The following is a 21144-nucleotide window of genomic DNA, read 5'->3' on the forward strand; positions in this document are numbered from 1 at the left end:
GACACCGTGAACATACACAAACACCAGATGTTCGATGTAACTATAACCTCGCCTATTCGGCCTGCCCTGTCAGATCTGACAGTCGATAGGGATTGAACCGGATTATCTCCTCCCCCGCCCAGTCATTGAGCGCCAGCAGGCTGGCCTTGATGCTGTCGATCTCGTTGATGTCAAACACCTGGGCGGCCTTGGTCACATCGCCAAAGCCGCCGGTGCTGTTGGGCATCACCCCCATCAGTTGGGGCGGTACACGGTGGCTGGCGAGCTGGTCATCCCGGCTCACGTTCTTGATGCTAAGGAAGTCATCCTTGGCGGCCACCTCGGCCACCGGGATCAGCTTCACCCCGTCCTTGCTGCCGCCCGGGGTGTAGAGCAGCAGGTTGCGGAAGTTGCCGGGCCCCTTGCTCTGGCGCAGGGCTTCTTTGAGCTTGGCGATGTCCCCTTCGTTCTGCACCGCGTCGGTGATGTGCATGATGAAGCCAGCGTGGCTACCGTTCTCGTAGTAGCGGCGGCGGAACAGGGTGGCCGACTCGTTAAGCAGGGTCGAGTTGAGCCCGCCCACGTAGTCGGGGATGCCGTAGATTTCCTGGTTGATGTCGCTCTCCATCACATGGCCCACCCGTCCGGTCGGAATCGCCTGCTCTTGCCCGGGCTGGGCAATCCACCAATAGGTGTCCAAGTCCAGAGCACGCCGGGTGTACTTGGCGCGCAGGTGGTCATAGCGCAGCACCCCGCCGAGTCGGTTCTGCACCGCCTGCAGATAGCCGTTGCCGAAGATCAGATAGTCCAGCGCCAGTCCGGTGAAGGCGGCCAGGCTCAGTTTCGAGTGCGGGATGAAGCAGGAGCGCAGGATGTTGCGCTTCACCTGGATGGCCGAGGCGTGATGCACCCCGGCCCGATAGACCCGCGACAAGCCATTGAGGGAAAGGGGCGGCTCGTACCAGCGGCCATTGTGCATGGCCTCCAGGTAATCGAACACCTCCCGCTGACTGAGCACTGGCACCGGCTCCCCAAAGCTGAACGCCTCGATGGCCGGGTCGGGTTGCTGGGTCGCCGTCACCGGCGAGGTATGGCGCGGCTGGCGGCGCTTTCTCATGCGAAAATCTCCATCATGCTGGTATTGGTACCGGTGGCACCTGCCAGCGGTTCGTGTAACAGGGCCTGCATCGTGGCCCAGGCAATGTCGGCGTGGCTGGTCTCATCAGAGCGGCTGGCCTCGAAGGTCGGCAGCTTGCCGCCCGCGGTCACGGCGCGGCGGATGCTCATAAACGCCTGGGCCAGGTCAGTCCAACCACTGTCGAATTCCAAGCGCCCCTTGTTCATCACGTCCTGGGCCTTCATCACCATCTGGATTTTCACGCTCGGGTTGTATTGGATGGGGGTCGCCGCCGGGTAGAACTGCTTCACCAGCTGGTAAACCCCCTCCCCGATCCCGGTCGTGTCGATGCCGATGTAGCCCACGTTGTAGCGCTCGCACATGGCTTTGATGGCCCGCGCCTGGGCGTCGAAGTCCATCCCGCTCCAGCGGTGACGCTCCAGCACCCGGAACTTGCCGCCCGGTACCGCCGGCGGGGCCAGCACTGCGCAACCCGCGCTATCCCCCTGCCCGCCCTTGGCCGGGTCATAGCCGATCCACACCGGCCGGTTACCCATTGGTCGCATGGCAAAATGCTTATAGTCCTCCCATACCTCCCAGCTATCGACCATGCACCGCTGCAACATCGCCAACGGGAAAACGCTCGAGGTGTCATCCATGAAGATGCACATCAACAGGTTGAGGTATTCATCATCGGAATACTCGCTGCGCAGCTGATCCAGGTCGAACAGGTCACAGCCACCGCGCACCGCATCCTCGACCGTGACAATCTGCCGCCACTGACCATCGGCGCACAGCTTGCCGCCTGACAGATTGGCGTGGCTCAGATCTATCTCGACCCGGTCGGCCTTGGGCTTGCCACGGTTGAAGTTGGCCCCAGACCAGAACGCATAGGCGGGATGGGATAGGCTGGACGGGGTGGAGATGTAGGTCTGACGCCACTTCTTGTGCATCGCCATGCCGGAGGCCACCTTGCGGAACTCAAGGAAGCCATGGATCCAGAAATACTCATCCATGTAGATATTGCCATGGTAGCTCTGGGCGGTGCGGGCGTTGGTACCGAGGAAGTAGAGGTGCGCCCCGTTCGGCAGCACCATGGGGTCGCCCTTGAGCTCCACCCCCTCCTCCTTGGCAAACTGGATGATGTACTGCTTGAACACATGGGCTTGCGCCTTGCTGGCAGACAGAAAAATTTGGTTTCGCCCCGTGACCAAGGCATCGATGAAGGCTTCAAAGGCAAAGAAGTAGGTCGCCCCAATCTGGCGCGACTTGAGCAGATTGCGGATCCGGTACTGATTGCCGGCCTCGTACCAGGTGCGCTGGTAGCCAAACATGGTCGACTCGAAGCGCTCGATCAGCCGCTCCTGCTGTTCGGGCTCAACCACGTTGCGCTCGGGGGCCTTCTTCGGCCCCCTGTTGCGGTTCGCCACCTTGGGATTGAGGTCAGCCTCGTTGCCGCCGTTGCTGTATTTGTGAACCCGGGCGATGCGCTCCAACTGCCTGCCCAGCAGGTCAATCTCCTTGAAATCGCCGCCGGTTTTCACCTCCTTGGCGATCAGCTGGCACATCCGCGCCTCGATGGCGAAATCGACCCGGTCGATGGGTTTGATGTCATCCCAGCCGTCGCGGGATTTCCATGTGCCGACCGTCCCCTCCGGGGTCGCCAGCAGCTCCGCAATGGCTCGGATCTTGTACCCCTGAAAGTACAGGTGCATCGCCTGCCTACGGGGTTCGATATGGGGGAAGAGTAAGGGTACTGTCATGGCGCCAGTCTACCCAGCACGCCAAACACAAAGCGCGCGCCCCCGTTGTATACAGCGGTTTTACAACAGCCACAGATTGAAGGATCTGGCGCACAAACCAGACCATGAGCCCGACCAGAAACCCAATCACCAAAGGGATCCCAGCTCATGGCTAAGTCCAAGTTTTTCCGCGTTGCCGTCGAAGGGGGCACGACCGACGGGCGTGCCATCACCCGCGAATGGATTGAACAGATGGCCCAGCGCTACAACCAATCCACCTACGGCGCCCGGGTCAATATGGAACACATCCGGGGCTATGACCCCAACGGACAGTTCAAGATGTACGGCGACATCACCGCCGCCAAGACCGAAGAGGTCGACATGGAAGGTGAAAAACGCCTGGCCCTGTTAGTGCAGATCGACCCGACCCCGGAGCTGGTCGAACTGAACAAGAAGCGCCAGAAGGTCTACACCTCGGTCGAGATCCACCCCAACCTGAATGAAAAGGGCGCCTACCTGATGGGCCTGGCCGTCACCGACAGCCCGGCGAGTCTTGGCACCGAAATGCTCCAGTTCTGCAGCAAGGCATCGGTCAACCCGCTGGCCGAGCGCAAGCAGTACAAGGAGTGCCTGTTCACCGAAGCGCTGGAAACCGTCATCGAGTTTGAAAGCGAAAGTGACAAAGGCCCCGGCCTGCTGGAACGGGTCACCGCGCTGTTCTCCACCCACAAGAAGAAGGCCACCGCCGATTTCAGCGACGTGCACCAGGCCGTCGAAGCCGTGGCGAAAGAAGTCACCAGCCTTGATGCCGACCTGCAGAAGAAGTTCACCGAGCAGGCCCAGACCCTCACTGAGCTGACCAGCAAGCTGGATGCCACCGCCAAGGCGCTGGCCGACCTCACCGCCAACCTGGAAGGCCAGGAAGAGCTCAGCCACAAACGCCAGCCGGCCACCGGTAGCGATGGCACCACCATTCAAACCGACTGCTAAGGACCATGCCCAATGCGTAACGAAACCCGCCAGAAGTTCAACGAGTTCACCGGCCAGGTGGCCAAACTCAACGCCATCACCAGCGCCATGGTGAAGTTCAACGTGCAGCCCAGCGTCCAGCAGACCCTGGAAACCAAGATGCAGGAGTCCGTCGCCTTCCTCTCCATGATCAACATGGTGCCGGTGGATGAACTCAAAGGGCAGAAGGTCGGCATCGGTATCAGCAGCACCATCGCCGGCCGCACCGACACCGCCACCAAAGACCGCCAGCCCAACGATCCGACCTCGTTGTACGCCCACGACTACGAGTGCGCCCAGACCAACTACGACACCCTGATCGGGTATGCCAAGCTCGACGCCTGGGCCAAGTTCCCCGATTTCCAGACCCGTGTCCGTGACGCCATCATCACTCGCCAGGGGCTGGATCGCATCATGATCGGCTGGAACGGTACCAGCGCCGCCAAAGACACAGACCGCAACGCCAATCCGCTGTTGCAAGATGTGAACGTCGGCTGGCTGGAGCACATCCGCCAGGATGCACCGGCGCAGGTCATGCAAGAGGGCGTGCAGGGCAGCGGCAAGATCTACATCGACCCCGCCGCCGGCGACTATAAGGATCTCGACGCACTGGTGTTCGACGCCGTGAGCGAGCTGATCCAGCCGTGGCATCAGGACGACACCGAACTGGTGGTCATCTGCGGCCGCAAAATGCTCTCCGACAAATACTTCCCCATCATCAACGATGCGGGTGACAACCAGAACAAACTGGCCGCCCAAGTGCTGGTCAGCCAGAAGCAGATCGGCGGCCTCAAGGCCGTGCGTGTCCCCTTCTTCCCCGAAGACAAGCTGCTCATCACCAAACTCAGCAACCTCTCCATCTATTGGCAAGACGGCGCCCGCCGCCGCCATATCGAGGAAGAGCCCAAGCGCAACCGCATCGTCAACTACGAAAGCTCCAACGATGCCTACGTCGTGGAAGACTACGACTGCGCCGGCCTGGTCGAAAACATCGTCATCGGGCCTCGGCCGTAAGGGGATAGCATGACACCCGCCCGTCGCCACCGCGAAAGAGTACTGGCCGCCCTGCAAGGGGCGGCCAATCCCCAGTTCGACCAGGTCCGCGCCAACGCCTACGAACTCCAGCTTATGCAGTTGGCCGAACACCGCCGCACCCTCAAGGGCATCCAGAGCATCGAGCGCAAGATCGACGTCAAGCGCACCATGCTGCCTGTCTACAAGCCGTGGATTGATGGCCTGCTGGCCGCCGACCGGGGCGGACAAGATGACGTCCTGGTCACCGTCATGCTCTGGACCCTCGACACCGGCGATCTGGAAGGGGCCTTCAACATGGCCGACTACGTGATCCGCCACAGCCTGAGCACCCCGGATCAATACGACCGTACCGCCGCCACCCTGATCGCCGAAGAAGTGGCCGACACCAGCATCAAGCTGCAAGAGGCAGGCGCAGGCCCTAGCCTCGGCCTGTTGTGTGCTTACCTCGAGCTGCTGACCCACTGCGACATCTTCGACCAGGTGCGCGCCAAGTTGCACAAGGCCGTGGGCCGCGCCGCACTGGCCGAAGGGTTCAAGGAACAGGCCGCCGAGCACTACCGCCGCGCCCTCGAACTGCACGACAAGGTGGGCATCAAGAAAGAGCTCGAAGTGCTGGAGCGGGAAATCAAGAAGCAAAAAGCCGCAGAGCTGCCAGTCGCCAGCGACGTAAGCGCCGCCTCTGTTACGGCACCGGCCAATGCCGAGGCCTGCCAAGAGCACGCCACCGAACAGCAAGGCCCCGCCCCCGGCGAGGCCAGCTAACCGAGCGAACCCCGCACCCTGGGCGGCTCGGGCCTGACGAATGCCAACGGCATACCAGACGGCCCGACCACCGCCCAACCACCGGGGGAAGGAGCAGCCATGACCTCAGGATTCATCCCCACCAATCCGGCCAGCAAAGACGAAGGCGAGATCAGCAGCGCCCCGTTCTGGCCGGTCATCAAACTGGCCGACCTGCGCGCTATCATGCGTACCGATGGCACCATCACCACCGAGCGGCTGCGCCATGCCGTGATCGACGCCATCGCCGCCGTCAACAGCGACCTGAGCGGCTGGGCCATCAACCGTCAGGGCGACGGTTACACCGCACTGGCCGACGTGCCATCAGAGAGCATCGCCACCGAATCCGTGCTGGTGCACTGGTATCGCCGCGCCGTCTACAGCATGGCCCGCGCCAACCTATACGAGCGCTACCTCGACAGCACAGCCACTGCTGACGCGGTCAAAGACGCCGAGCCGCGCAACCTCACCGCCGACGACCTCTATCGCGACGCCCGCTTTGCCATTCGCGACATCATCGGCACTACCCACACCACGGTCGAGCTCATCTGATGCAGTTGCGCGCCCAACAGGGGGAAACCCTCGACCTCATCATCAACCGGCACTACGGCTACACCGCGGGCATCACCGAACAGGTGCTGACGCTCAACCCTCGGCTGGCAGAACTGGGGCCCATCCTGCCGATGGGGACCCTCATCACCCTGCCAGATGCCCCCACCCAGGCCGAAGCGCCCCTGATCCAGCTATGGGACTGACCCATGAGAGCACTGACATGAGCCGCCTCGACGACGAACTTGAACGACAGGCCGAGATCAGCGAGCTGCAACTCGCAGCCCGCATCCATGCCGCCCGCATTGCGGGCACCGGCCCCCACGACTGCATCGACTGCGACGACCCGATCCCGCAGGAGCGCAGAGAAGCCATCCGGGGCTGCGAACGTTGCACCGACTGCCAGACCCTTCACGAATTCCAAACCGCCCGCCACTACGGCGGCCAGCGATAACAACAGGAGAGCACGATGCCCGAACCCATCTCATCCAGTGCAGCAACCAGCACCCTCACCGGGCTGGCTCTGCTGTCACTCTTCCCCGGCGTAGATCCCGGCGTGCTCCTTGGCGCATTTGCCGGGGCGCTGGTCTTTATTGCCACCACCGCCGAACTCGGCAACCTGCGTAAGGCGGGCCTGTTCATCGCCGCCTTCGTTACCGGTGCACTGGCGGCCCCGCTGGTTGCCACCGTACTGGCCAGCGTCCTGCCGCAAAGCGTCGAAGTGCCCAAAGCCGTCGGCGCCCTGCTCGCCTCGGCGTTGGCCGTCCACCTGCTGCAGTGGGCCTTGCGCAAAGCGCCGGAAGACCTGCTCAAACTCCGCAAAGGGGGCTGACATGCTGACCATCCTCTACGCCATGATCTGCGCCGCCATCGCCATCCGACTGGCCACCTTCAACCGTAACGGGGGCGACTATCGCCCCATTCCGGCACTGTTGGCGTGGCTGCTCACCGTCGCCGCCGGGTCCGTGCCGCTGCGAGCCCTGCTCGGCGTGCTGCCTGTACCTGACCCCGCCGCCGTGTTGTTGGCAGCCATGGTGCTCACCGCCCTGATCGGTTCCCGCGGATCCGTCATGCGCCTGCTGCCAAGGCGCCGTCAACACCCCACCACAGCCAGCCACCTGAACGGGAGGTTTCAACCATGACCCTCAAAAAAGGAGCCATCGGCGCACCGGTGGCAGAACTGCAGCAACTGCTCACCAGGGCAGGCTACAAGGTGGCAGACGATGGCTGGTTTGGCGGTGCCACCGAGCAGGCCGTGCTCGCCTTCCAACGCGACCACCTGATTGTCGCCATCGGGCAGGCAGGGCCCCGCACCCTGGCCGCCCTGCGCGGGGCCGCCATCGGCAATCAGCTCACCATCACCGATCTGCAGCACGCCGCCGAACGGCTTGGCGTCGAGCTGGCCAAACTCGCCGCCTTCGCCCAGGTCGAGGCCGCCGGCGAAGGGTTCGACGACTGCCAGCGCCCGCGCCTGCTGTTTGAACGACATGTGTTCTTCAAGCAACTGGCCAAACACCAAGGGGAAGCCGAAGCCAACCGCCTCGCGGGCCTGTATCCGGCCCTGTGCAACACCAAGCGCGGCGGCTACCAGGGTGGCCCGGCCGAATGGGCCCGCCTGCAAACCGCCATGACCTTGCACCGCGCCGCCGCCATCGAGGCCGCCAGCTGGGGCATGTTCCAGGTGATGGGTTATCACTGGCGGGCGCTGGGCTACGCCTCGGCAGACGACTGGCTGGCCGCCATGCAGCGCAGTGAAACGGAACACCTACGCGCAGTGGTCGGCTTTATCGAGCTGGACCCGGTGCTGCACAAGGCGCTCAAGGCGGGTAAGTGGACCGATGTGGCGCGCCGCTACAACGGCCCCGCCTACAAAGAAAACCGCTACGACACCAAGCTGGCCGAGGCATACGACCACTTTACCAAGGTCTATCCGGTGAAGGAGGTGGCAGATGCATCGGCCTAAGTGCGGTCACTTGGTAGGGAAAACCTGCACCAAGCTGGATGCGAAGTGTCTGGAATTGCGCTGGCTTGGTGGCTGCATGGTCTGCCCGTTCAGAGGATGTAACCAGAATAAGCCACAGCCCACCCCACAACCGAGGAAACCGTAATGGCATTACTACGCTCCCCCCTCACCTGGTTGCTGCTGGCCCTGACCGTCGCCCTGGGCGGTTGGGGCTGGTCTGCCACCTCAGCCGCCACGGCCAAAGGCCAGGTCACCACCCTGCAAAGCGACCTCAAGGCCGCCAGCGACAGGGCCAAAGAAGCAGAGCGGCGGGAACAGCTCAAAGATACCGCCATCACCACCCTCACCACCGAACTGACGGCCCAAGCGGAGGCCGCCCAGCAGTTGCAGGGCCAGCTCGACCAGCTGGCTCTGACCGCCGCCACCCGCGCCGATACCATCAAGAGGCTCAAACATGAAAATGCTGAACTCAAGGCGTGGGCTGATCGCCCTCTGCCTGCTGCTGTTGTCGGGCTGCTCCAGCGCCCCGCCCTCACCGGCGCGGCAGATTATCAGTCTCACCTGTCCCGCCCCGACACCCTGCCAGCTGCCGCCGGCGGGTCCGGCCAATAACGGCGACCTGCTCGACATGCTGACCGCCACCGAATCCGCCTGGGCCACCTGCGCCGCCCGGGTCGATGCCGTGATCCTATGCACCAGGAGGCTCCATGCTCAAACCAGCCGCCATCCGTGACGTGATTGCCCGCTGCGTCCCGCAACTGGCGCAGAATCCCGAAGGGCTGATCCTCACCGTGGGCGATGGCCGCATCGTCGCCACCGGCGCCCGTTCCCTCTCGTTCGAGTGGCAATACCCGCTTTCCATCGGTGTCATCGACTTTGCTGGCCACCCGGATCAGCTGGTCGTGCCGCTCCTGGCCTGGCTGCGCCAACACCAGCCAGAGCTGTTCACCAACGCGGAGAAGCGTGAGGATGCCATCAAGGTCGAGTCGGAGCTGCTGGCCGGGGATCTCTACGACCTGCTGATCACCGTCCAGCTCACCGAACGGGTTATCGTCACCAAAACGGAAGAGGGGATCGGCTGGGAGCACGTACCGGAGCCGCCAGAAGACCCCTACGACGGCATCACCTGGGAACTCTTTATCAACGGGGAGCATCAGCCATGGCCGCCGACGCCCTCCAGCAACTAGGCCAGCAAGCCGCCGCCCTGCTGGGCCAGCTTTCCGCCAGCGAACGGCGCAAGCTGGCCGCCGACCTTGCCCGCACCATGCGGGCCACCCAATCAGAACGGATCCGCGCCAACAAACAGCCGGATGGCACCGCCATGACCCCGCGCAAGCCACAGCCCAAGCTGCGCGGCCGCAAAGGCGCCCCCCGCCGCAAGATGTTCACCAAGCTGGTCAAGCCGGCATGGCTCAAGGCGACCGCCACCGCCAGCGAGGCCACCGTGGCATTCACCGGCAGCGCCAACCGGCTCGCCACGGTTCACCACTTCGGCCTGCGCGACAAAATCAGGGGCAAAACCGTGCAATACCCGGAACGCCAGCTGATCGGCATCACCGACGCCAACATCGACCGCATTGAAGACGCCCTGCTCAAACACCTCACCGCCTCGTTGTAAAACCGCCGTTTACAACGCCAGCCGATAGCAAAGGGGGGCTGTGCCAAAACACACTCCCCCACATGAGCGCAAACCTGATCGACCTACTCCGCAAAATCGACGACCTGATCCGCATCGGCACCGTGACCGAGGTGCGATCCGGTGAATGCCGCGTCGACACCAAGGGCAACCACACCGACTGGCGGCCCTATCTGGTGCTGCGCGCCGGTCGCACCCGCCGCCGCATGCGCCCGAGTGTCGGTGAACAGGTGATCCTGCTGAGCCTGAGCGGGGACCTGCGCAACGCTTTTGTGTTGGCAGGCATTTACCAGGACGCGCACCCCGAGCCACTGGCCGACGATGACAACGGCGACCTCGACCGCATCGAATACCCGGATGGCGCGGTCATCGAATACAACCCAGCCACCGGTGCCCTCACCGCCACTGGCATCAAAACCGCCAGCCTCACCGCAAGCGTTACCGTCAAACTGATCACCCCCCTGGTGGAATGCACCCAGGCACTCAAGGTCGGTTCGACCATCGAGGCGGGCGGCAAGATCACCGCCTCCAGCGCCAAGATTGGCGGCATCGAGGTGACCACCCACAAGCACGGCAACGTCAGCACCGGCAGCGGCACCTCCGGGGGCCCGCAATGAACTGGCTCGGCATGAATGCAGCCTCTGGCCACGCCATCAGCGAGACCGCTCACATTCTGCAATCGGTGCGTGACATCCTCACCACCCCCATCGGCACCCGCGTCATGCGACGCACTTACGGCAGTGAGATATTCAGCCTCATCGATCAGCCGCAGCACGGAGCCACCCGTCTGCGGCTGATGGCCGCCACCGTGCACGCCCTCACCCTCTGGGAGCCGCGCATCCGCATCACCAAAGTCGAGCTCGGCGCACCTGAGCTGGGCGGCGGCTGCGCCGTCACCCTCACCTGGCGACGCGCCGACAACGGCCTGCTCGAATCCGGCACCGTCCAGCTACCGACCGGAGCAACCTCATGACCATCAATCTGTCGACGCTGCCTGCCCCGAAAGCGGTCGAAGAACTCGACTTCGAAACCATCCTGGCCGAGCAAAAAGCCTGGGTGATTAACCAGTGGCCCCACCTCGCGCCGGTGCTCGAACTCGAATCCGAACCGCTGACAGTACTGCTGCAATCGTGGTCCTATCGCGAGCTCATCTGGCGCGCCCGTCTCAACGACGCCCTGAAAGCCAGCATGCTGGCATGGGCGCAAGGGGATGACTTGCTCAACCTCGCCGCCTTCTTCGACCTCGAAAAAGCAGAAGGGGAGACCGATGACCAACTGCGCGCCAGGTGCACTTTATCCCTGCGCGCCATGTCAACGGCGGGGCCTGAGGATTCATACCGCTATCACGCCATCGCCACCGATCCGGCTGCCATCAAAGATGCCGACGCCCACAACGGTGGGGCGGGTGTCGTGAATGTCGCCGTGCTGGCCCGTGCCGGTAATGGCACCCCATCGGCAGCGCTGTTGGCCAAAGTGCGGACCAGACTCAACCACAAAACAATCCGCCCGCTAACCGACACCGTCAGCGTTATCCCGGCGCACATTGTGCCAGTGGTTATCGACTATCAAATCATCCTGCCGGGTCTACCTGACGACGAACACAGCCTGAACGTCGCCCGCCAGCGGCTGGCAGACTACTGCGCAACCACCAATGTCATTGGCGGCACCATCACCATCGCAGACATCTACGCCAGCCTGAAAAACGCCGGGATCAGCAACGTCATCCTGCGCAGCCCGACCGCCGACATCACCACCGACCGCGAATCGGCCCCCTATGTCAGCAGCATCCGCGAAGAGGTGACCTATGCCTAACCTGCTGCCACCCTCTGCGACCGAGCTATCGCGCACCCTCGACCAACTGGCAGAACAGCGGCTGGATCAACCGCTGCCGCACCGCCATAGCTGGAACCCGTGGCACTGCCGTGCCGATCTGCTCGGCTCGCTGGCATGGGGATTGGGAGTCGATAACTGGGATAACCTGATGACCGAGCAGGCGCGCCGCCAAGCCTGCGCCGATGCGATCCATGTCCATCGCCTGCGCGGCACCGTTGACAGCGTCGAGCGCGCCATTCGCGCCGCTGGCTATGAAGACATCGAGTTAGAAGAGGGGCTGCCACCTGTCACACACAATGGCCTGCAACTGCGCAACGGTCATGAGCACTATGGGTCTGGCGGCAGCTGGGCCATGTACCGTGCCAACGTCAACGTCGGCGACCACGGCGCCATCAGCGCCGAAGGAAACCGCAGGCTACGCCGAATCCTGGAAAAAACGGCGCCTGCACGCTGCCAACTGGTCGGTCTGCGTTTTAGTGATAATACCAGCGACCACCTCACCATCGGCGAGAGAGTCGCCGAGCAGGCCGCTATCACTGGAGGCGAGGTGCTGCCATGGGGGCGCCGCAGAGACGGCGGCATCCGTCGTAACCAGGCCATTGTCTTGCGTCACCAGGGGGTCATCGCGCGCAGCGGAGCACAGCGCCGAAACGGGGGCCTCATCACCGGTGAAACCCGCGCCAACCAGTGGGATGCCCTCAGCCTGACCATGGGCGTCAGCCATCAAGACACTTGCCGGGTCTCCCCACTGCGCACCGGCACCCATCACCGCTACGGCCTGCACCGTGGCGCAGGGAGCCAAGTGGCTGATGATGGCCTGCTGGCACTCACCTTTACCCGCACCCTGCGCCGTAATGGCAGGGCGCACCACCGCTGCACTACCCACAGTGGCCAACTGCTGCGCGCTGGCGCTCATCGCCATCACCCGGGCATCACCCGCAGCGGTCCATCCATCACCACCGAGGTCACACCATGAATATCGCCGAACAGATCGCCCTGCGTGGTGAACTGTCCATCACCTTGCACCGTGCCGGGCAGCCGCTGCAAACCATCACCGATCACAACATGATCATGACTGCCGCCAAAAGCGCGCTGGCGCGCCTGATTGCGGGCCAGGGCAGCGGCAAAAACATCAACCGCATTGCCTTTGGCACCAATGGCGTGGGCCCAACGCCCAACGACCAAACCATCAGCGGTGCATACACCAAAGCAGTCACCGCCATCACCTTTCCTGCAGAGGGGCAAGTGCGCTTCGCCTTCACCCTGGGCGAGAGCGAAGCCAACGGCCTCAATATCCGTGAGCTAGGGCTGCTCTGCGCGGACGAAACCCTATTCGCCCGCAAAGTCCGCGGGCTGATTGAAAAAACCAGTGATCTATCCATCACCGGGTCCTGGACCATCATTTTTTAAGGAGCCACCATGGCAAATCTGCAAGAGAGCGAAGTGTGGGTAGAGGGCATCTACCAACTCGAAACCACCGACCCCGTGATGGGCGGCCCTGACGGCGTCGACAACGTCCAGGCCAAACAGCTGGGCAGCCGCACCAAGTTTCTGAAAAAGCGCCAGGATTCTCTGATCCAGCGCGTCGATGATCTGGAAGAGACCACCGATCAAGAGCTGATGGCCGCCATGGGGCAAGAGATTGTGCGCGGCATGGAACAAGCTGCACTTGCCTTCTCGGAAATTGAGAAAACCAAGAAGTTTCGCAACCAGACCGGTCAGGTTCGCTTCGTCAACCGTGGCACCCGCCGTGGCTGCACCGTCACCAAATCGACCACCGCCACCCGCAACCTCACCTTTGAAGAAGGTGAACTGTTCGCCAAAGGTCGGGTTTACTTTCTGCCGCAGCGCATCAACGGCGCCGCTGTGCCCAGCAACAACACCGCAGCGCCAGCCACCTGCGTCGCCTTTGCTCGCATCACCGCCAACGGCATCGAGCTGGATGTGTCCAACCTCGGCGCCGATGCCCCGGCAGACGCCATCCCGCTCTATCGCATCAGCGTACCAGCGGGCAACAACTCGGGCAGCGATCAGTACCTCGCCAACGTCACCCTCACCGACGTGCGCCGTATCGAACCAGATTACCCGCTGATGCTGGCAAGCCCACCCGCAGCCTTGGTGCTCTGGCCATTCCCGTTCCCGGTCGGGGATCTGGGCTGGCAGCTCGCCATCGACATGGTCAGCAGCTCAGGCGATGCCGCCGCGCACCATGTGCTGGTCAGCGAACGGGCCAGCAATGGCGCCCGCCTGACGCTGGCCCACTACGCCGACGATGTCATCGTCAAATACAGCCTCACCAATAACGGAGTATGACCATGCAAATTCTTCTGCTGGGCGCTGGCCCGCACCACGACTTCGCCGTCAGCGGCAACCTCATTACCATCCGCGGGCTGACGGTCGACTGTCAGGCGCAGCAACGCCAGGAACAGACCACCATCAGCCTCTATCAGACCGACAGCGGCATCAGCACATCCGGCCCGGGCGCATTCGTGGCAACCGTGGTGATCCCACCGCAGCAGTGGCCTGCCGCCAATGAACAACCGAACGAAGACCAGCCAGCCGCCAGCCAGCCGCTCCCTCTCAACCCTGACACCGTCACCCTGACCCTCTGGCCAAAATAAGGAGCCAACCATGATTTTTGTAAAAGACAGCCTGCGCGCCGCAGTAGAAGCCGCCAGCGGCGGCACCGTCACCGTGCTCTACACCGCCAAGGGCCAGCCGACCTACATGCACATCATCCCGCGCTTTAACTTGCAGGATATCGATCCCAGCTTGGGCACAGGCACCCACCCCGCCTTTATCGTCAACGGCGTTGAAAAATCCGAACTGTTTATCGGCCAGCATGCCGGCTGCCTACGCGATGGCGAATTGCTGTCACTGCCGGGGGTAGACTGCGCGACCAGCATCGACTTCGATCAGTCGCTGAACTATGCCGCCGCATGCGGCCAGGGCCACCATCTGATGACCCACGCGGAACAGGCCGCCGTCAGTCTCTGGTGCTGGAAGAACGGCTTTATGCCGCGCGGCAATACCGCCACCGGCCGCAGCTCTGATGCCACCTTCGAAACGGGTCGGCGCGCAGATAAGAAAAGCCCTGGCGATGCATCAGGATCGGCCCGGACCCTTACAGGCTCGGGTCCGGTCAGTTGGCGTCATAACAACAACCCCAACGGTATCGCCGACCTGTGCGGCAACGTGTGGGAATGGCGCGGTGGCCTACGCTTGATGGACGGCGAAATCCAGGTGCTGGCTAACAACAACGCAGCAGATAGCAAGAACAGCCAGGCAAAAGCATCATCCGCGTGGCGAGCCATCTCTGCCGCCACCGGTGAACTGGTGGCGCCGGGTACTGCGGGAACCCTGAAATACGACGCCAGCGCAGCAGGCACCACCGGAGCCCACGGCTCCCCGGTCATCTCTGATGCAGTCAGTAACCGCAACGGCGAAGCCGGCAGTGATGAGAACGCCCCAGGCAACACCTCAGGACGGCTTGAGGCAATCACCAGCAAAGCAGGCTTGGTGGCGCCCTCTATCGCAAAAGCGCTTTCTCTTTTCCCGCTGGACGCCAACCTGGGGGGCGACCTGCTCTACCTGCGCAACTACGGTGAGCGCCTCGCCCTCTCCGGCGGCGACTGGTACGGCACCGCCACTGCTGGCGTGTTCGCGCTCGGCCTGGGCAACGCTCGGTCGTCTCGGAGCACGAGCCTTGGGGCTCGCCCCGCCTTTGTGCTGTAACCCATCAGCTAACCACCACCCCGCCCTGTGCGGGGTGCTTCACATCGCACCGCTGTATCTCGTCACCATGCCGCTGTTGTAAAACCGCCCTATACAACGCCCCCCACTCGCCAGCCGTTCGCCCCGCCTGCATCCTGACCCTGCTCACAATGATCACCTCCGTCCGGACACAGGAGAACCGCCACCATGGCACTCGACAGTTATCATCACGGCGTGCGCGTCGTCGAAGTCAGTGAAGGCACCCGCACCATCCGCACTATCGCCACCGCCGTGATCGGCCTGGTCGCCCATGCGGATGATGCCGATGCGGCCGCCTTCCCGCTCGATAAAGCGGTCGTCATCACCGACGTACAAAAAGCCGTTGGCAAAGCCGGCACCCAGGGCACCCTGGCCAAAGCCCTGCAGGCCATCGCCGACACCGTCAACACCATCACCATCGTGGTGCGCGTGGCAAAAGGGGCCACCGATGCCGCCACCAACACCAACGTCATCGGAGCAGCCAAGCCAGACGGCACCTTCACAGGCCTCAAGGCCCTGCAACGGGCCAGCTCTGCCACTGGCATCACCCCGCGCATCATCGGCGCGCCGGGGCTCGACGCCCTACCGGTCGCCACCGAACTGGCCGCTATAGCCCGCAAGCTGCGCGCCTTCACCTATATCGCCTGCGTTGGCAACACCCCGACCGAAGCCAAAGCCTACCGCGCCAACTTCGGCCAGCGTGAAGTCATGCCCATCTTCGGCGACTTCACCAAGTGGGATACCGCCACCAACGCCAGCGGCACCATCTGGGCAACCGCCAAAGCAATGGCCATGCGGGCACTCATCGACAAAGAAATCGGCTGGCATAAAACCCTCTCCAACGTCGCCGTCACTGGCGTAGAAGGTCTGACCAAACAAGTGTTCTGGAGCCTGCAAGACCCCGACACCGATGCGGGCCTGCTCAACGCCGACGACATCACCTGCCTGATCCAAGCTGATGGGTTCCGCTTCTGGGGCTCCCGCACCTGCTCCGACGACCCTCTGTTCCAGTTCGAGAACTACACCCGCACCGCTCAGATCTTGGCCGACACCATCGCCGAAGCCCACATGTGGGCGGTCGATAAGCCCATGACACCCACCCTGGTCAAAGACATCATCGAGGGCATCAAGGCCAAGGGCCGCGAGCTGGTCAGCCTCGGTTACCTCATCGGGTTCGACTGCTGGTACAACGAGGAGGTCAACGACAAAGACACCCTTAAGGCGGGCAAGCTCTACATCGACTACGACTACACCCCCGTGCCGCCGCTTGAAAACCTCATGTTCCAGCAGCGCATCACCGACCGCTATCTGGTCGACTTCGCCGCCCGCGTGGCCGCAGCATAAGGAGCATCAACCATGGCACTGCCTCGCAAACTCAAATACCTCAACATGTTCCTCGACGGCGACAACTGGATCGGCGTTGGCGAAGATTACACCCCGGCCAAACAGGCGCTGAAACTCGAAGCCTACCGAGCCGGCGGTATGCCAGGGGCGGCCCATATCAACATGGGCCTCGAAGATGACGCCCTAGATACCGAGTTCACCTTCGGCGGATACGAAGCGGCCCTGTTCAAAAAGCAGCATCAGGCCAAGATTAACGGCGTCCAGCTCCGCTTTGCGGGCTCCTTCCAGCGCGACGACACCGGCCAGGTATCGGCGGTCGAGATCGTCCAGCATGGCCGCATCCAGCAGCTCGATGGCGGCACCCTCAAGACCGGCGACAACTCCCAGCAAAAAGTCACCATGAAAAACACCTACTACAAGGTGACCATCGACGGCGAAGAGCTGGTCGAGATCGACACCATCAACATGATCTGGAAAGTCGGCGGCGTCGACATGATGGACGAACACCGCAAGGCCATGGGCCTCTAATCCACCCAACCACATCCGGGCGGCATGGCCGCCCGTTACTACATACCGAATAAGGAACACACCATGACTCAGAAAACCGTCACCCTCGACTGCCCAATCCAGCGCGGTGAAACCACCATCAGCGACGTGACCGTTCGCAAACCCATGGCAGGACAGCTGCGCGGCCTCAACATGACCGATCTGCTGCAGATGGATGTCAACGCCCTATCCAAATTGCTGCCGCGCATCACCAGCCCCGCACTGACCGAAGTGGACATCAGCGGCATGGATCCGGCTGACCTGATGCAGCTGGGGCAGGAGGTGGCCGCTTTTTTGGTACCCAAGAAAATGGCCTACCTCACTGCGTAGACGACCTGATGGCCGACTTGGCCATCATCGCCCACTGGCCGCCGTCTGAAATGGCGGCCATGGAGCTCGACGAGCTGATGGGCTGGCACCAACGCCTTGTTGAGCGATACAACCACATCAACGAGGCAGACGAATCATGAGCACCCTCAAGTTACAAATCCTGCTCGGGGCGGTGGACAAACTCACCGCCCCCCTCAAGGCCGTCACCGGCCAAAGCCGCATCACCGCCAAAGACCTCGCCGACACCAAAGCCAAAGTTCGCGATCTGGAAAAACAGAGCGGCCAGGTTGACGGCTATCGCACTCTCGGCAAGCAGATAGGCGCCACCCGGGCAGAGCTGACCCAAGCGCAGCAAACCGCCCAGCGCATGGCCAAAGAACTGGCTGCCACCGCCAACCCCACCAAAGCCATGACCCGTGAACTGGAAAGGGCCAAAGGGGCCGTGCGTGACCTGACCAACAAAGAGCGTGAGATGGTCAGCCGTCACGGCGCCATGAAAGCCGCGATGCAGCAGGCGGGCATCAACACCCGACAGCTGAGCCAGCACCAGCGCCAGCTCAAATCCGATTTGACCGCCACCACCGCCCAGCTCGAACAACAGCGCAGCAAGCTGACCCAGGTCGCCGCTCAGCAAAAACGCATCGCCCAGGTGAAGGCCAACTACGACAAGACGATGGCGATGCGCGGCACCATGGCAGGCTATGGCGCCGCCGGCATGGCCACCGGCGCGGCGGGCCTCTACAAGATCAACTCCATCGCCTCGGTCGGCCTCGACTTCGACGCCCAGATGTCAAAGGTGCAGGCTCTCACCCGCCTGCAGAAGGACAGCGCAGAGCTGGCCATGCTCCGCCAACAAGCGCGGGATCTCGGCGCCTCGACCAGCTTCACCGCCATGGGTGCGGCGCAGGCTCAGGGATTCTTGGCAATGTCGGGCTTCAACCCGAAACAGATTAAGGCGGCGATGCCGGACATGCTCGACCTTGCCAAAGCCTCTGGCGTGGGGCTGGACCAGACCGCCGACATCGCCTCTAACATCCTCAGCGCCTTCAAGATGGAAGCGGCCCAGATGGGCAGGGTCAGCGATACGTTGGCGCTCACCATGACCACCTCAAACGTAGACCTCAACATGTTGGCGGAAACCATGAAATACATGGGCCCCATCGCCAACAAGGCAGGCATGAGCCTTGAAGAAGCGGCCGCCGCCGCTGGCTTGCTGGGGAACATCGGTATTCAAGGGTCAAACTCGGGTACCGCCCTACGCGCCATGCTGAACCGGCTGGCTGGGCCGACCAGCAAAGCCGACAAGTTGATGAAAAGTCTGGGAGTGACCACCAAAGACGCCAGCGGCAACATGCTCAACATCGTGGACATCATGGCCCAGGTCGCCAAGCAAACAGAAAAGATGGGCAACGCTGACCAGTTGGCCGCGTACAAAGAGATCTTTGGCGAAGAGGCGGCATCAGGGATGGCCGAGCTCATCGGCCAAGCCGGGGCCGGCGGCTTCGCCAAATATGCCGCCATGATCCGGCAGCAGAGCAAAGGGGTCGCCAAAGAGATGGCAGCCGTGATGGGCGACAACGCCCGCGGCGATCTGGACAACATGACCTCGGCATGGGAAGACCTCAACATCCAGATGCTGGAAACCCAGAACGGGCCACTGCGCGGCCTGATCCAACAGGTGACCAGCATGACCCAGGCCGCTGGCGCCTGGATGCGAGCCAACCCTGAACTCACCGCCACCCTCACCAAAGTGGCCGCCATCACCGCCGTGGCCGCTGCAGCCGGTGGCTCGCTGCTGCTGATAGTCGCTGGCCTGCTGGGGCCGCTGGCCATGTTGAAATTTGCGCTTGGCGGCACACTGGTCAGGCTCGGTGGATTATTTCTCTCGACCAACAAGACAGCCGAAAGCATGTCGATGTTCTCCCGAATAATGGCACTCAACAGCCGCATGGCCGCCCCGCTGCTGGCTAAATGGGCTGCCTTGGGCAATGCCATCAAGGGGCTATCCTTCGCCAAGGTCGGGGCGGGCATGAACGCCATGCTGACTACCATCACCAACCTACCAACCAAGATCGGCGCCATGACAGCCGCCACCTGGCGCTATATCACGGCGCAATGGGCGGCATCAAAAGCGACCGCTGCCACCAAGTTCACATCAATGATAAGCGGGATCAGGGCGGCCACCGCGGCCACCTCTGCCTATGTCGCCGCCAATGGCGTCATGGGCACCTCCATGAACCTGCTCAAGGGCGCAGCCAGCGGCACGATCTCCCTGCTCAAGGGCGGCCTGGTGGGTGCCCTGAGGCTGGTAGGTCAGACCATCGCCGTTGTCGGCAGGCTGCTGCTGATGAACCCCATCGGCCTGCTGGTCACTGCCATCGGTCTCGCCGCCCTGACCATCTACCGCTACTGGGAACCAATAAAGGCCTTCTTCTCGGGCTTCTTCCAGGGGCTCAAAGAGGGGCTTGGGCCGGTCGCAGCCGTGTTCACGCCCGCGTTTGAGGCGATGGCCGGCGCCCTCAGCCCACTCAAGCCGATATGGGATGGGATCAGCAGCGCCCTTGGCTCGGCGTGGGAATGGGTGACCAACCTGCTAACCCCCATCAAAACGACCCAACAAGAGCTGGACGGCGCAACCAACGCCGGTAAACGCTTTGGGCTGTGGCTGGGCGGCCTGGGCAAATCATTCATCGATGTGATTGCCGACTTCACCAAATTTGGCGCTGACTTGATAGATGGCCTGATCAAGGGGATATCTGATAAGTGGGCAGAGCTGAAAACCAAGATCGCCGCCATGACAGACCTGCTGCCTGATTGGTGGAACGGCGGTTCGGAGGTGAAAGCGTCGGTAGAGAACGCATCAACAGCACCCGCAGTGCAGGCGGGAAAAGAGGGCGGGTTTGCCGGTTTTTACGATAAGGGCGGTCTGATCCCGGCTGGGAAATGGGGGATCGCTGGGGAAAATGGGCCAGAAGTGGTAAAAGGCCCCGCCAGCATAATCAGCCGCCGTCACACTGCAGCCATGGCATCAGCGGCCATGCTGGCCAGTATGCCACTGGCTGCCATGCAACCGCATCAGGATGCCACCCGCACCATCCGCGAACAGGTAGTGCCTGCAGCGCTACGCCAGCCTGCAGATACCGTCCGCACCATCCGTGAACAGGTCATGCCTGCCGAGCTACGCCATCCAGCAGATACGGCCCGCACCATCCGCGAACAGGTCATGCCTGCTGAACTGCGCCAACCTGTTGAGGCTGCCCAAACCATCCGCGAGCAAGTAGTGCCTGCCGAGCTGAACCGGCCAGCCAATTCATACAGCAGGCCAGGCCCGCGCATCGTCGAAACGCCAAAGTTGGCGCCAGCAAGGGGCGACACCAATATCCACATCAGCGCCCCAATTCACATCGCCCAGCAACCTGGGCAATCAAGCGTCGATGTAGCGCAAGAGGTGCGCCGTGAGCTGGACCGCCGCGAACGGCAGGCATCAGCGCGCACCCGCGCCAGCCTGCGCGACAACAGCTAAGGAGGC

At 62.6% G+C, this 21144-nt stretch carries 28 protein-coding genes; 26 read left to right on the top strand and 2 right to left on the bottom strand.

Annotated features, from left to right (window positions below):
• Window positions 1–52: 52 nt before the first annotated feature.
• Both OKB77_RS09235 and OKB77_RS09240 read right to left on the bottom strand, forming a co-directional pair.
• A complete protein-coding gene (locus tag OKB77_RS09235) occupies window positions 53–1096 on the bottom strand; it encodes a phage portal protein (protein WP_182926959.1) in 1044 nt (347 codons plus the stop codon).
• Window positions 1093–2859, bottom strand: a complete 1767-nt coding sequence (locus tag OKB77_RS09240) for a terminase ATPase subunit family protein (RefSeq protein ID WP_270817444.1) — start codon at window positions 2857–2859, stop codon at window positions 1093–1095. The genes OKB77_RS09235 and OKB77_RS09240 overlap by 4 nt, the downstream gene beginning before the upstream one ends.
• A 147-nt stretch (window positions 2860–3006) precedes the next feature.
• On the opposite strand from OKB77_RS09240, the gene OKB77_RS09245 reads away from it, so the two are divergent.
• From OKB77_RS09245 to OKB77_RS09370, 26 genes are all read left to right on the top strand, one after another.
• Window positions 3007–3828 (top strand): GPO family capsid scaffolding protein, encoded by an 822-nt coding sequence (locus OKB77_RS09245; protein WP_270817445.1) that lies wholly within the window; start codon window positions 3007–3009, stop codon window positions 3826–3828.
• Between the two features lie 12 nt (window positions 3829–3840).
• Entirely contained in the window at window positions 3841–4860 is a 1020-nt protein-coding gene (locus OKB77_RS09250) for a phage major capsid protein, P2 family (RefSeq protein ID WP_270817446.1), read from the top strand.
• Between the two features lie 9 nt (window positions 4861–4869).
• Window positions 4870–5643: a phage terminase small subunit gene (gpM, locus tag OKB77_RS09255; RefSeq protein ID WP_270817447.1), complete on the top strand. Its 774-nt coding sequence runs from the start codon at window positions 4870–4872 to the stop codon at window positions 5641–5643.
• A gap of 99 nt (window positions 5644–5742) precedes the next feature.
• The gene (locus OKB77_RS09260; RefSeq protein ID WP_270817448.1) at window positions 5743–6213 is read left to right on the top strand and encodes a head completion/stabilization protein; all 471 of its coding nucleotides are present in this window, start codon (window positions 5743–5745) and stop codon (window positions 6211–6213) included.
• Complete coding sequence (locus OKB77_RS09265; RefSeq protein WP_010672984.1) at window positions 6213–6416, top strand: tail protein X; 204 nt, start codon at window positions 6213–6215, stop codon at window positions 6414–6416. The genes OKB77_RS09260 and OKB77_RS09265 overlap by 1 nt, the downstream gene beginning before the upstream one ends.
• Before the next feature lie 17 nt (window positions 6417–6433).
• Entirely contained in the window at window positions 6434–6664 is a 231-nt protein-coding gene (locus OKB77_RS09270; protein ID WP_319861639.1) for a TraR/DksA C4-type zinc finger protein, read from the top strand.
• Between the two features lie 15 nt (window positions 6665–6679).
• A complete protein-coding gene (locus OKB77_RS09275; protein WP_010672982.1) occupies window positions 6680–7042 on the top strand; it encodes a putative holin in 363 nt (120 codons plus the stop codon).
• 1 nt (window position 7043) lies between these two features.
• A complete protein-coding gene (locus OKB77_RS09280) occupies window positions 7044–7352 on the top strand; it encodes a phage holin family protein (protein WP_010672981.1) in 309 nt (102 codons plus the stop codon).
• Window positions 7349–8173 (top strand): N-acetylmuramidase family protein, encoded by an 825-nt coding sequence (locus OKB77_RS09285; RefSeq protein WP_270817450.1) that lies wholly within the window; start codon window positions 7349–7351, stop codon window positions 8171–8173. Before OKB77_RS09280 ends, OKB77_RS09285 begins: the two co-directional genes overlap by 4 nt.
• 144 nt (window positions 8174–8317) lie before the next feature.
• Window positions 8318–8785: an Rz-like lysis system protein LysB gene (gene lysB / locus OKB77_RS09290; protein ID WP_270817451.1), complete on the top strand. Its 468-nt coding sequence runs from the start codon at window positions 8318–8320 to the stop codon at window positions 8783–8785.
• Window positions 8679–8906: an Rz1-like lysis system protein LysC gene (gene lysC, locus OKB77_RS09295; RefSeq protein WP_270817452.1), complete on the top strand. Its 228-nt coding sequence runs from the start codon at window positions 8679–8681 to the stop codon at window positions 8904–8906. The genes lysB and lysC overlap by 107 nt, the downstream gene beginning before the upstream one ends.
• Complete coding sequence (locus OKB77_RS09300) at window positions 8881–9360, top strand: phage tail protein (protein WP_103858609.1); 480 nt, start codon at window positions 8881–8883, stop codon at window positions 9358–9360. Before lysC ends, OKB77_RS09300 begins: the two co-directional genes overlap by 26 nt.
• Entirely contained in the window at window positions 9333–9791 is a 459-nt protein-coding gene (locus OKB77_RS09305; protein ID WP_270817453.1) for a phage virion morphogenesis protein, read from the top strand. Before OKB77_RS09300 ends, OKB77_RS09305 begins: the two co-directional genes overlap by 28 nt.
• A gap of 62 nt (window positions 9792–9853) precedes the next feature.
• On the top strand, window positions 9854–10426 hold the full coding sequence (locus OKB77_RS09310; RefSeq protein WP_270817454.1) for a phage baseplate assembly protein V: 573 nt from the start codon (window positions 9854–9856) through the stop codon (window positions 10424–10426).
• Window positions 10427–10437: 11 nt separating this feature from the next.
• Window positions 10438–10782 (top strand): GPW/gp25 family protein, encoded by a 345-nt coding sequence (locus OKB77_RS09315; protein WP_373870742.1) that lies wholly within the window; start codon window positions 10438–10440, stop codon window positions 10780–10782.
• Entirely contained in the window at window positions 10779–11621 is an 843-nt protein-coding gene (locus OKB77_RS09320) for a baseplate assembly protein (RefSeq protein WP_128296155.1), read from the top strand. Before OKB77_RS09315 ends, OKB77_RS09320 begins: the two co-directional genes overlap by 4 nt.
• Window positions 11614–12618 (top strand): phage tail protein I, encoded by a 1005-nt coding sequence (locus tag OKB77_RS09325; protein WP_270817455.1) that lies wholly within the window; start codon window positions 11614–11616, stop codon window positions 12616–12618. The genes OKB77_RS09320 and OKB77_RS09325 overlap by 8 nt, the downstream gene beginning before the upstream one ends.
• On the top strand, window positions 12615–13052 hold the full coding sequence (locus tag OKB77_RS09330; protein WP_270817456.1) for a hypothetical protein: 438 nt from the start codon (window positions 12615–12617) through the stop codon (window positions 13050–13052). Before OKB77_RS09325 ends, OKB77_RS09330 begins: the two co-directional genes overlap by 4 nt.
• 9 nt (window positions 13053–13061) lie before the next feature.
• Window positions 13062–13955, top strand: coding sequence for a hypothetical protein (locus tag OKB77_RS09335; RefSeq protein WP_266110074.1), 894 nt, complete (start codon window positions 13062–13064; stop codon window positions 13953–13955).
• Between the two features lie 2 nt (window positions 13956–13957).
• Window positions 13958–14263: a hypothetical protein gene (locus OKB77_RS09340; protein ID WP_270817458.1), complete on the top strand. Its 306-nt coding sequence runs from the start codon at window positions 13958–13960 to the stop codon at window positions 14261–14263.
• A 10-nt stretch (window positions 14264–14273) separates the two neighbouring features.
• Window positions 14274–15377, top strand: a complete 1104-nt coding sequence (locus OKB77_RS09345) for a hypothetical protein (protein ID WP_270817459.1) — start codon at window positions 14274–14276, stop codon at window positions 15375–15377.
• A 186-nt stretch (window positions 15378–15563) separates the two neighbouring features.
• Window positions 15564–16739 (top strand): phage tail sheath protein, encoded by a 1176-nt coding sequence (locus OKB77_RS09350; protein WP_161646705.1) that lies wholly within the window; start codon window positions 15564–15566, stop codon window positions 16737–16739.
• Between the two features lie 12 nt (window positions 16740–16751).
• On the top strand, window positions 16752–17267 hold the full coding sequence (locus OKB77_RS09355) for a phage major tail tube protein (RefSeq protein ID WP_270817463.1): 516 nt from the start codon (window positions 16752–16754) through the stop codon (window positions 17265–17267).
• Between the two features lie 63 nt (window positions 17268–17330).
• Window positions 17331–17615 carry a phage tail assembly protein gene (locus OKB77_RS09360; protein ID WP_270817464.1) on the top strand — a complete coding sequence of 95 codons (285 nt, stop codon included), beginning with the start codon at window positions 17331–17333 and terminating at the stop codon, window positions 17613–17615.
• 8 nt (window positions 17616–17623) lie between these two features.
• Entirely contained in the window at window positions 17624–17755 is a 132-nt protein-coding gene (locus OKB77_RS09365; RefSeq protein ID WP_270817465.1) for a GpE family phage tail protein, read from the top strand.
• Window positions 17752–21138: a phage tail tape measure protein gene (locus OKB77_RS09370; protein WP_270817466.1), complete on the top strand. Its 3387-nt coding sequence runs from the start codon at window positions 17752–17754 to the stop codon at window positions 21136–21138. The genes OKB77_RS09365 and OKB77_RS09370 overlap by 4 nt, the downstream gene beginning before the upstream one ends.
• Window positions 21139–21144: the final 6 nt, after the last annotated feature.

The organism is Aeromonas sp. Y318-3, from assembly GCF_027706185.1.
In the GTDB taxonomy this organism is placed as follows: Bacteria; Pseudomonadota; Gammaproteobacteria; order Enterobacterales; family Aeromonadaceae; genus Aeromonas; species Aeromonas veronii.

Excerpts from the sequence above, each read along its gene's own strand:
- OKB77_RS09340 (WP_270817458.1), top strand. The coding sequence starts at position 13,958 with ATGCAAATTCTTCTGCTGGGCGCTGGCCCGCACCACGACTTCGCCGTC.
- OKB77_RS09250 (WP_270817446.1), top strand. The coding sequence starts at position 3,841 with ATGCGTAACGAAACCCGCCAGAAGTTCAACGAGTTCACCGGCCAGGTG.
- OKB77_RS09305 (WP_270817453.1), top strand. The coding sequence starts at position 9,333 with ATGGCCGCCGACGCCCTCCAGCAACTAGGCCAGCAAGCCGCCGCCCTG.
- OKB77_RS09240 (WP_270817444.1), bottom strand. The coding sequence starts at position 2,859 with ATGACAGTACCCTTACTCTTCCCCCATATCGAACCCCGTAGGCAGGCG.
- OKB77_RS09300 (WP_103858609.1), top strand. The coding sequence starts at position 8,881 with ATGCTCAAACCAGCCGCCATCCGTGACGTGATTGCCCGCTGCGTCCCG.
- OKB77_RS09365 (WP_270817465.1), top strand. The coding sequence starts at position 17,624 with ATGGCCGACTTGGCCATCATCGCCCACTGGCCGCCGTCTGAAATGGCG.
- OKB77_RS09270 (WP_319861639.1), top strand. The coding sequence starts at position 6,434 with ATGAGCCGCCTCGACGACGAACTTGAACGACAGGCCGAGATCAGCGAG.
- OKB77_RS09345 (WP_270817459.1), top strand. The coding sequence starts at position 14,274 with ATGATTTTTGTAAAAGACAGCCTGCGCGCCGCAGTAGAAGCCGCCAGC.
- OKB77_RS09280 (WP_010672981.1), top strand. The coding sequence starts at position 7,044 with ATGCTGACCATCCTCTACGCCATGATCTGCGCCGCCATCGCCATCCGA.
- OKB77_RS09370 (WP_270817466.1), top strand. The coding sequence starts at position 17,752 with ATGAGCACCCTCAAGTTACAAATCCTGCTCGGGGCGGTGGACAAACTC.
- lysB (WP_270817451.1), top strand. The coding sequence starts at position 8,318 with ATGGCATTACTACGCTCCCCCCTCACCTGGTTGCTGCTGGCCCTGACC.
- OKB77_RS09260 (WP_270817448.1), top strand. The coding sequence starts at position 5,743 with ATGACCTCAGGATTCATCCCCACCAATCCGGCCAGCAAAGACGAAGGC.
- OKB77_RS09360 (WP_270817464.1), top strand. The coding sequence starts at position 17,331 with ATGACTCAGAAAACCGTCACCCTCGACTGCCCAATCCAGCGCGGTGAA.
- OKB77_RS09330 (WP_270817456.1), top strand. The coding sequence starts at position 12,615 with ATGAATATCGCCGAACAGATCGCCCTGCGTGGTGAACTGTCCATCACC.
- OKB77_RS09310 (WP_270817454.1), top strand. The coding sequence starts at position 9,854 with ATGAGCGCAAACCTGATCGACCTACTCCGCAAAATCGACGACCTGATC.
- OKB77_RS09245 (WP_270817445.1), top strand. The coding sequence starts at position 3,007 with ATGGCTAAGTCCAAGTTTTTCCGCGTTGCCGTCGAAGGGGGCACGACC.
- OKB77_RS09265 (WP_010672984.1), top strand. The coding sequence starts at position 6,213 with ATGCAGTTGCGCGCCCAACAGGGGGAAACCCTCGACCTCATCATCAAC.
- OKB77_RS09320 (WP_128296155.1), top strand. The coding sequence starts at position 10,779 with ATGACCATCAATCTGTCGACGCTGCCTGCCCCGAAAGCGGTCGAAGAA.
- OKB77_RS09315 (WP_373870742.1), top strand. The coding sequence starts at position 10,438 with ATGAATGCAGCCTCTGGCCACGCCATCAGCGAGACCGCTCACATTCTG.
- OKB77_RS09335 (WP_266110074.1), top strand. The coding sequence starts at position 13,062 with ATGGCAAATCTGCAAGAGAGCGAAGTGTGGGTAGAGGGCATCTACCAA.
- OKB77_RS09325 (WP_270817455.1), top strand. The coding sequence starts at position 11,614 with ATGCCTAACCTGCTGCCACCCTCTGCGACCGAGCTATCGCGCACCCTC.
- OKB77_RS09350 (WP_161646705.1), top strand. The coding sequence starts at position 15,564 with ATGGCACTCGACAGTTATCATCACGGCGTGCGCGTCGTCGAAGTCAGT.
- OKB77_RS09285 (WP_270817450.1), top strand. The coding sequence starts at position 7,349 with ATGACCCTCAAAAAAGGAGCCATCGGCGCACCGGTGGCAGAACTGCAG.
- OKB77_RS09235 (WP_182926959.1), bottom strand. The coding sequence starts at position 1,096 with ATGAGAAAGCGCCGCCAGCCGCGCCATACCTCGCCGGTGACGGCGACC.
- gpM (WP_270817447.1), top strand. The coding sequence starts at position 4,870 with ATGACACCCGCCCGTCGCCACCGCGAAAGAGTACTGGCCGCCCTGCAA.
- OKB77_RS09355 (WP_270817463.1), top strand. The coding sequence starts at position 16,752 with ATGGCACTGCCTCGCAAACTCAAATACCTCAACATGTTCCTCGACGGC.
- OKB77_RS09275 (WP_010672982.1), top strand. The coding sequence starts at position 6,680 with ATGCCCGAACCCATCTCATCCAGTGCAGCAACCAGCACCCTCACCGGG.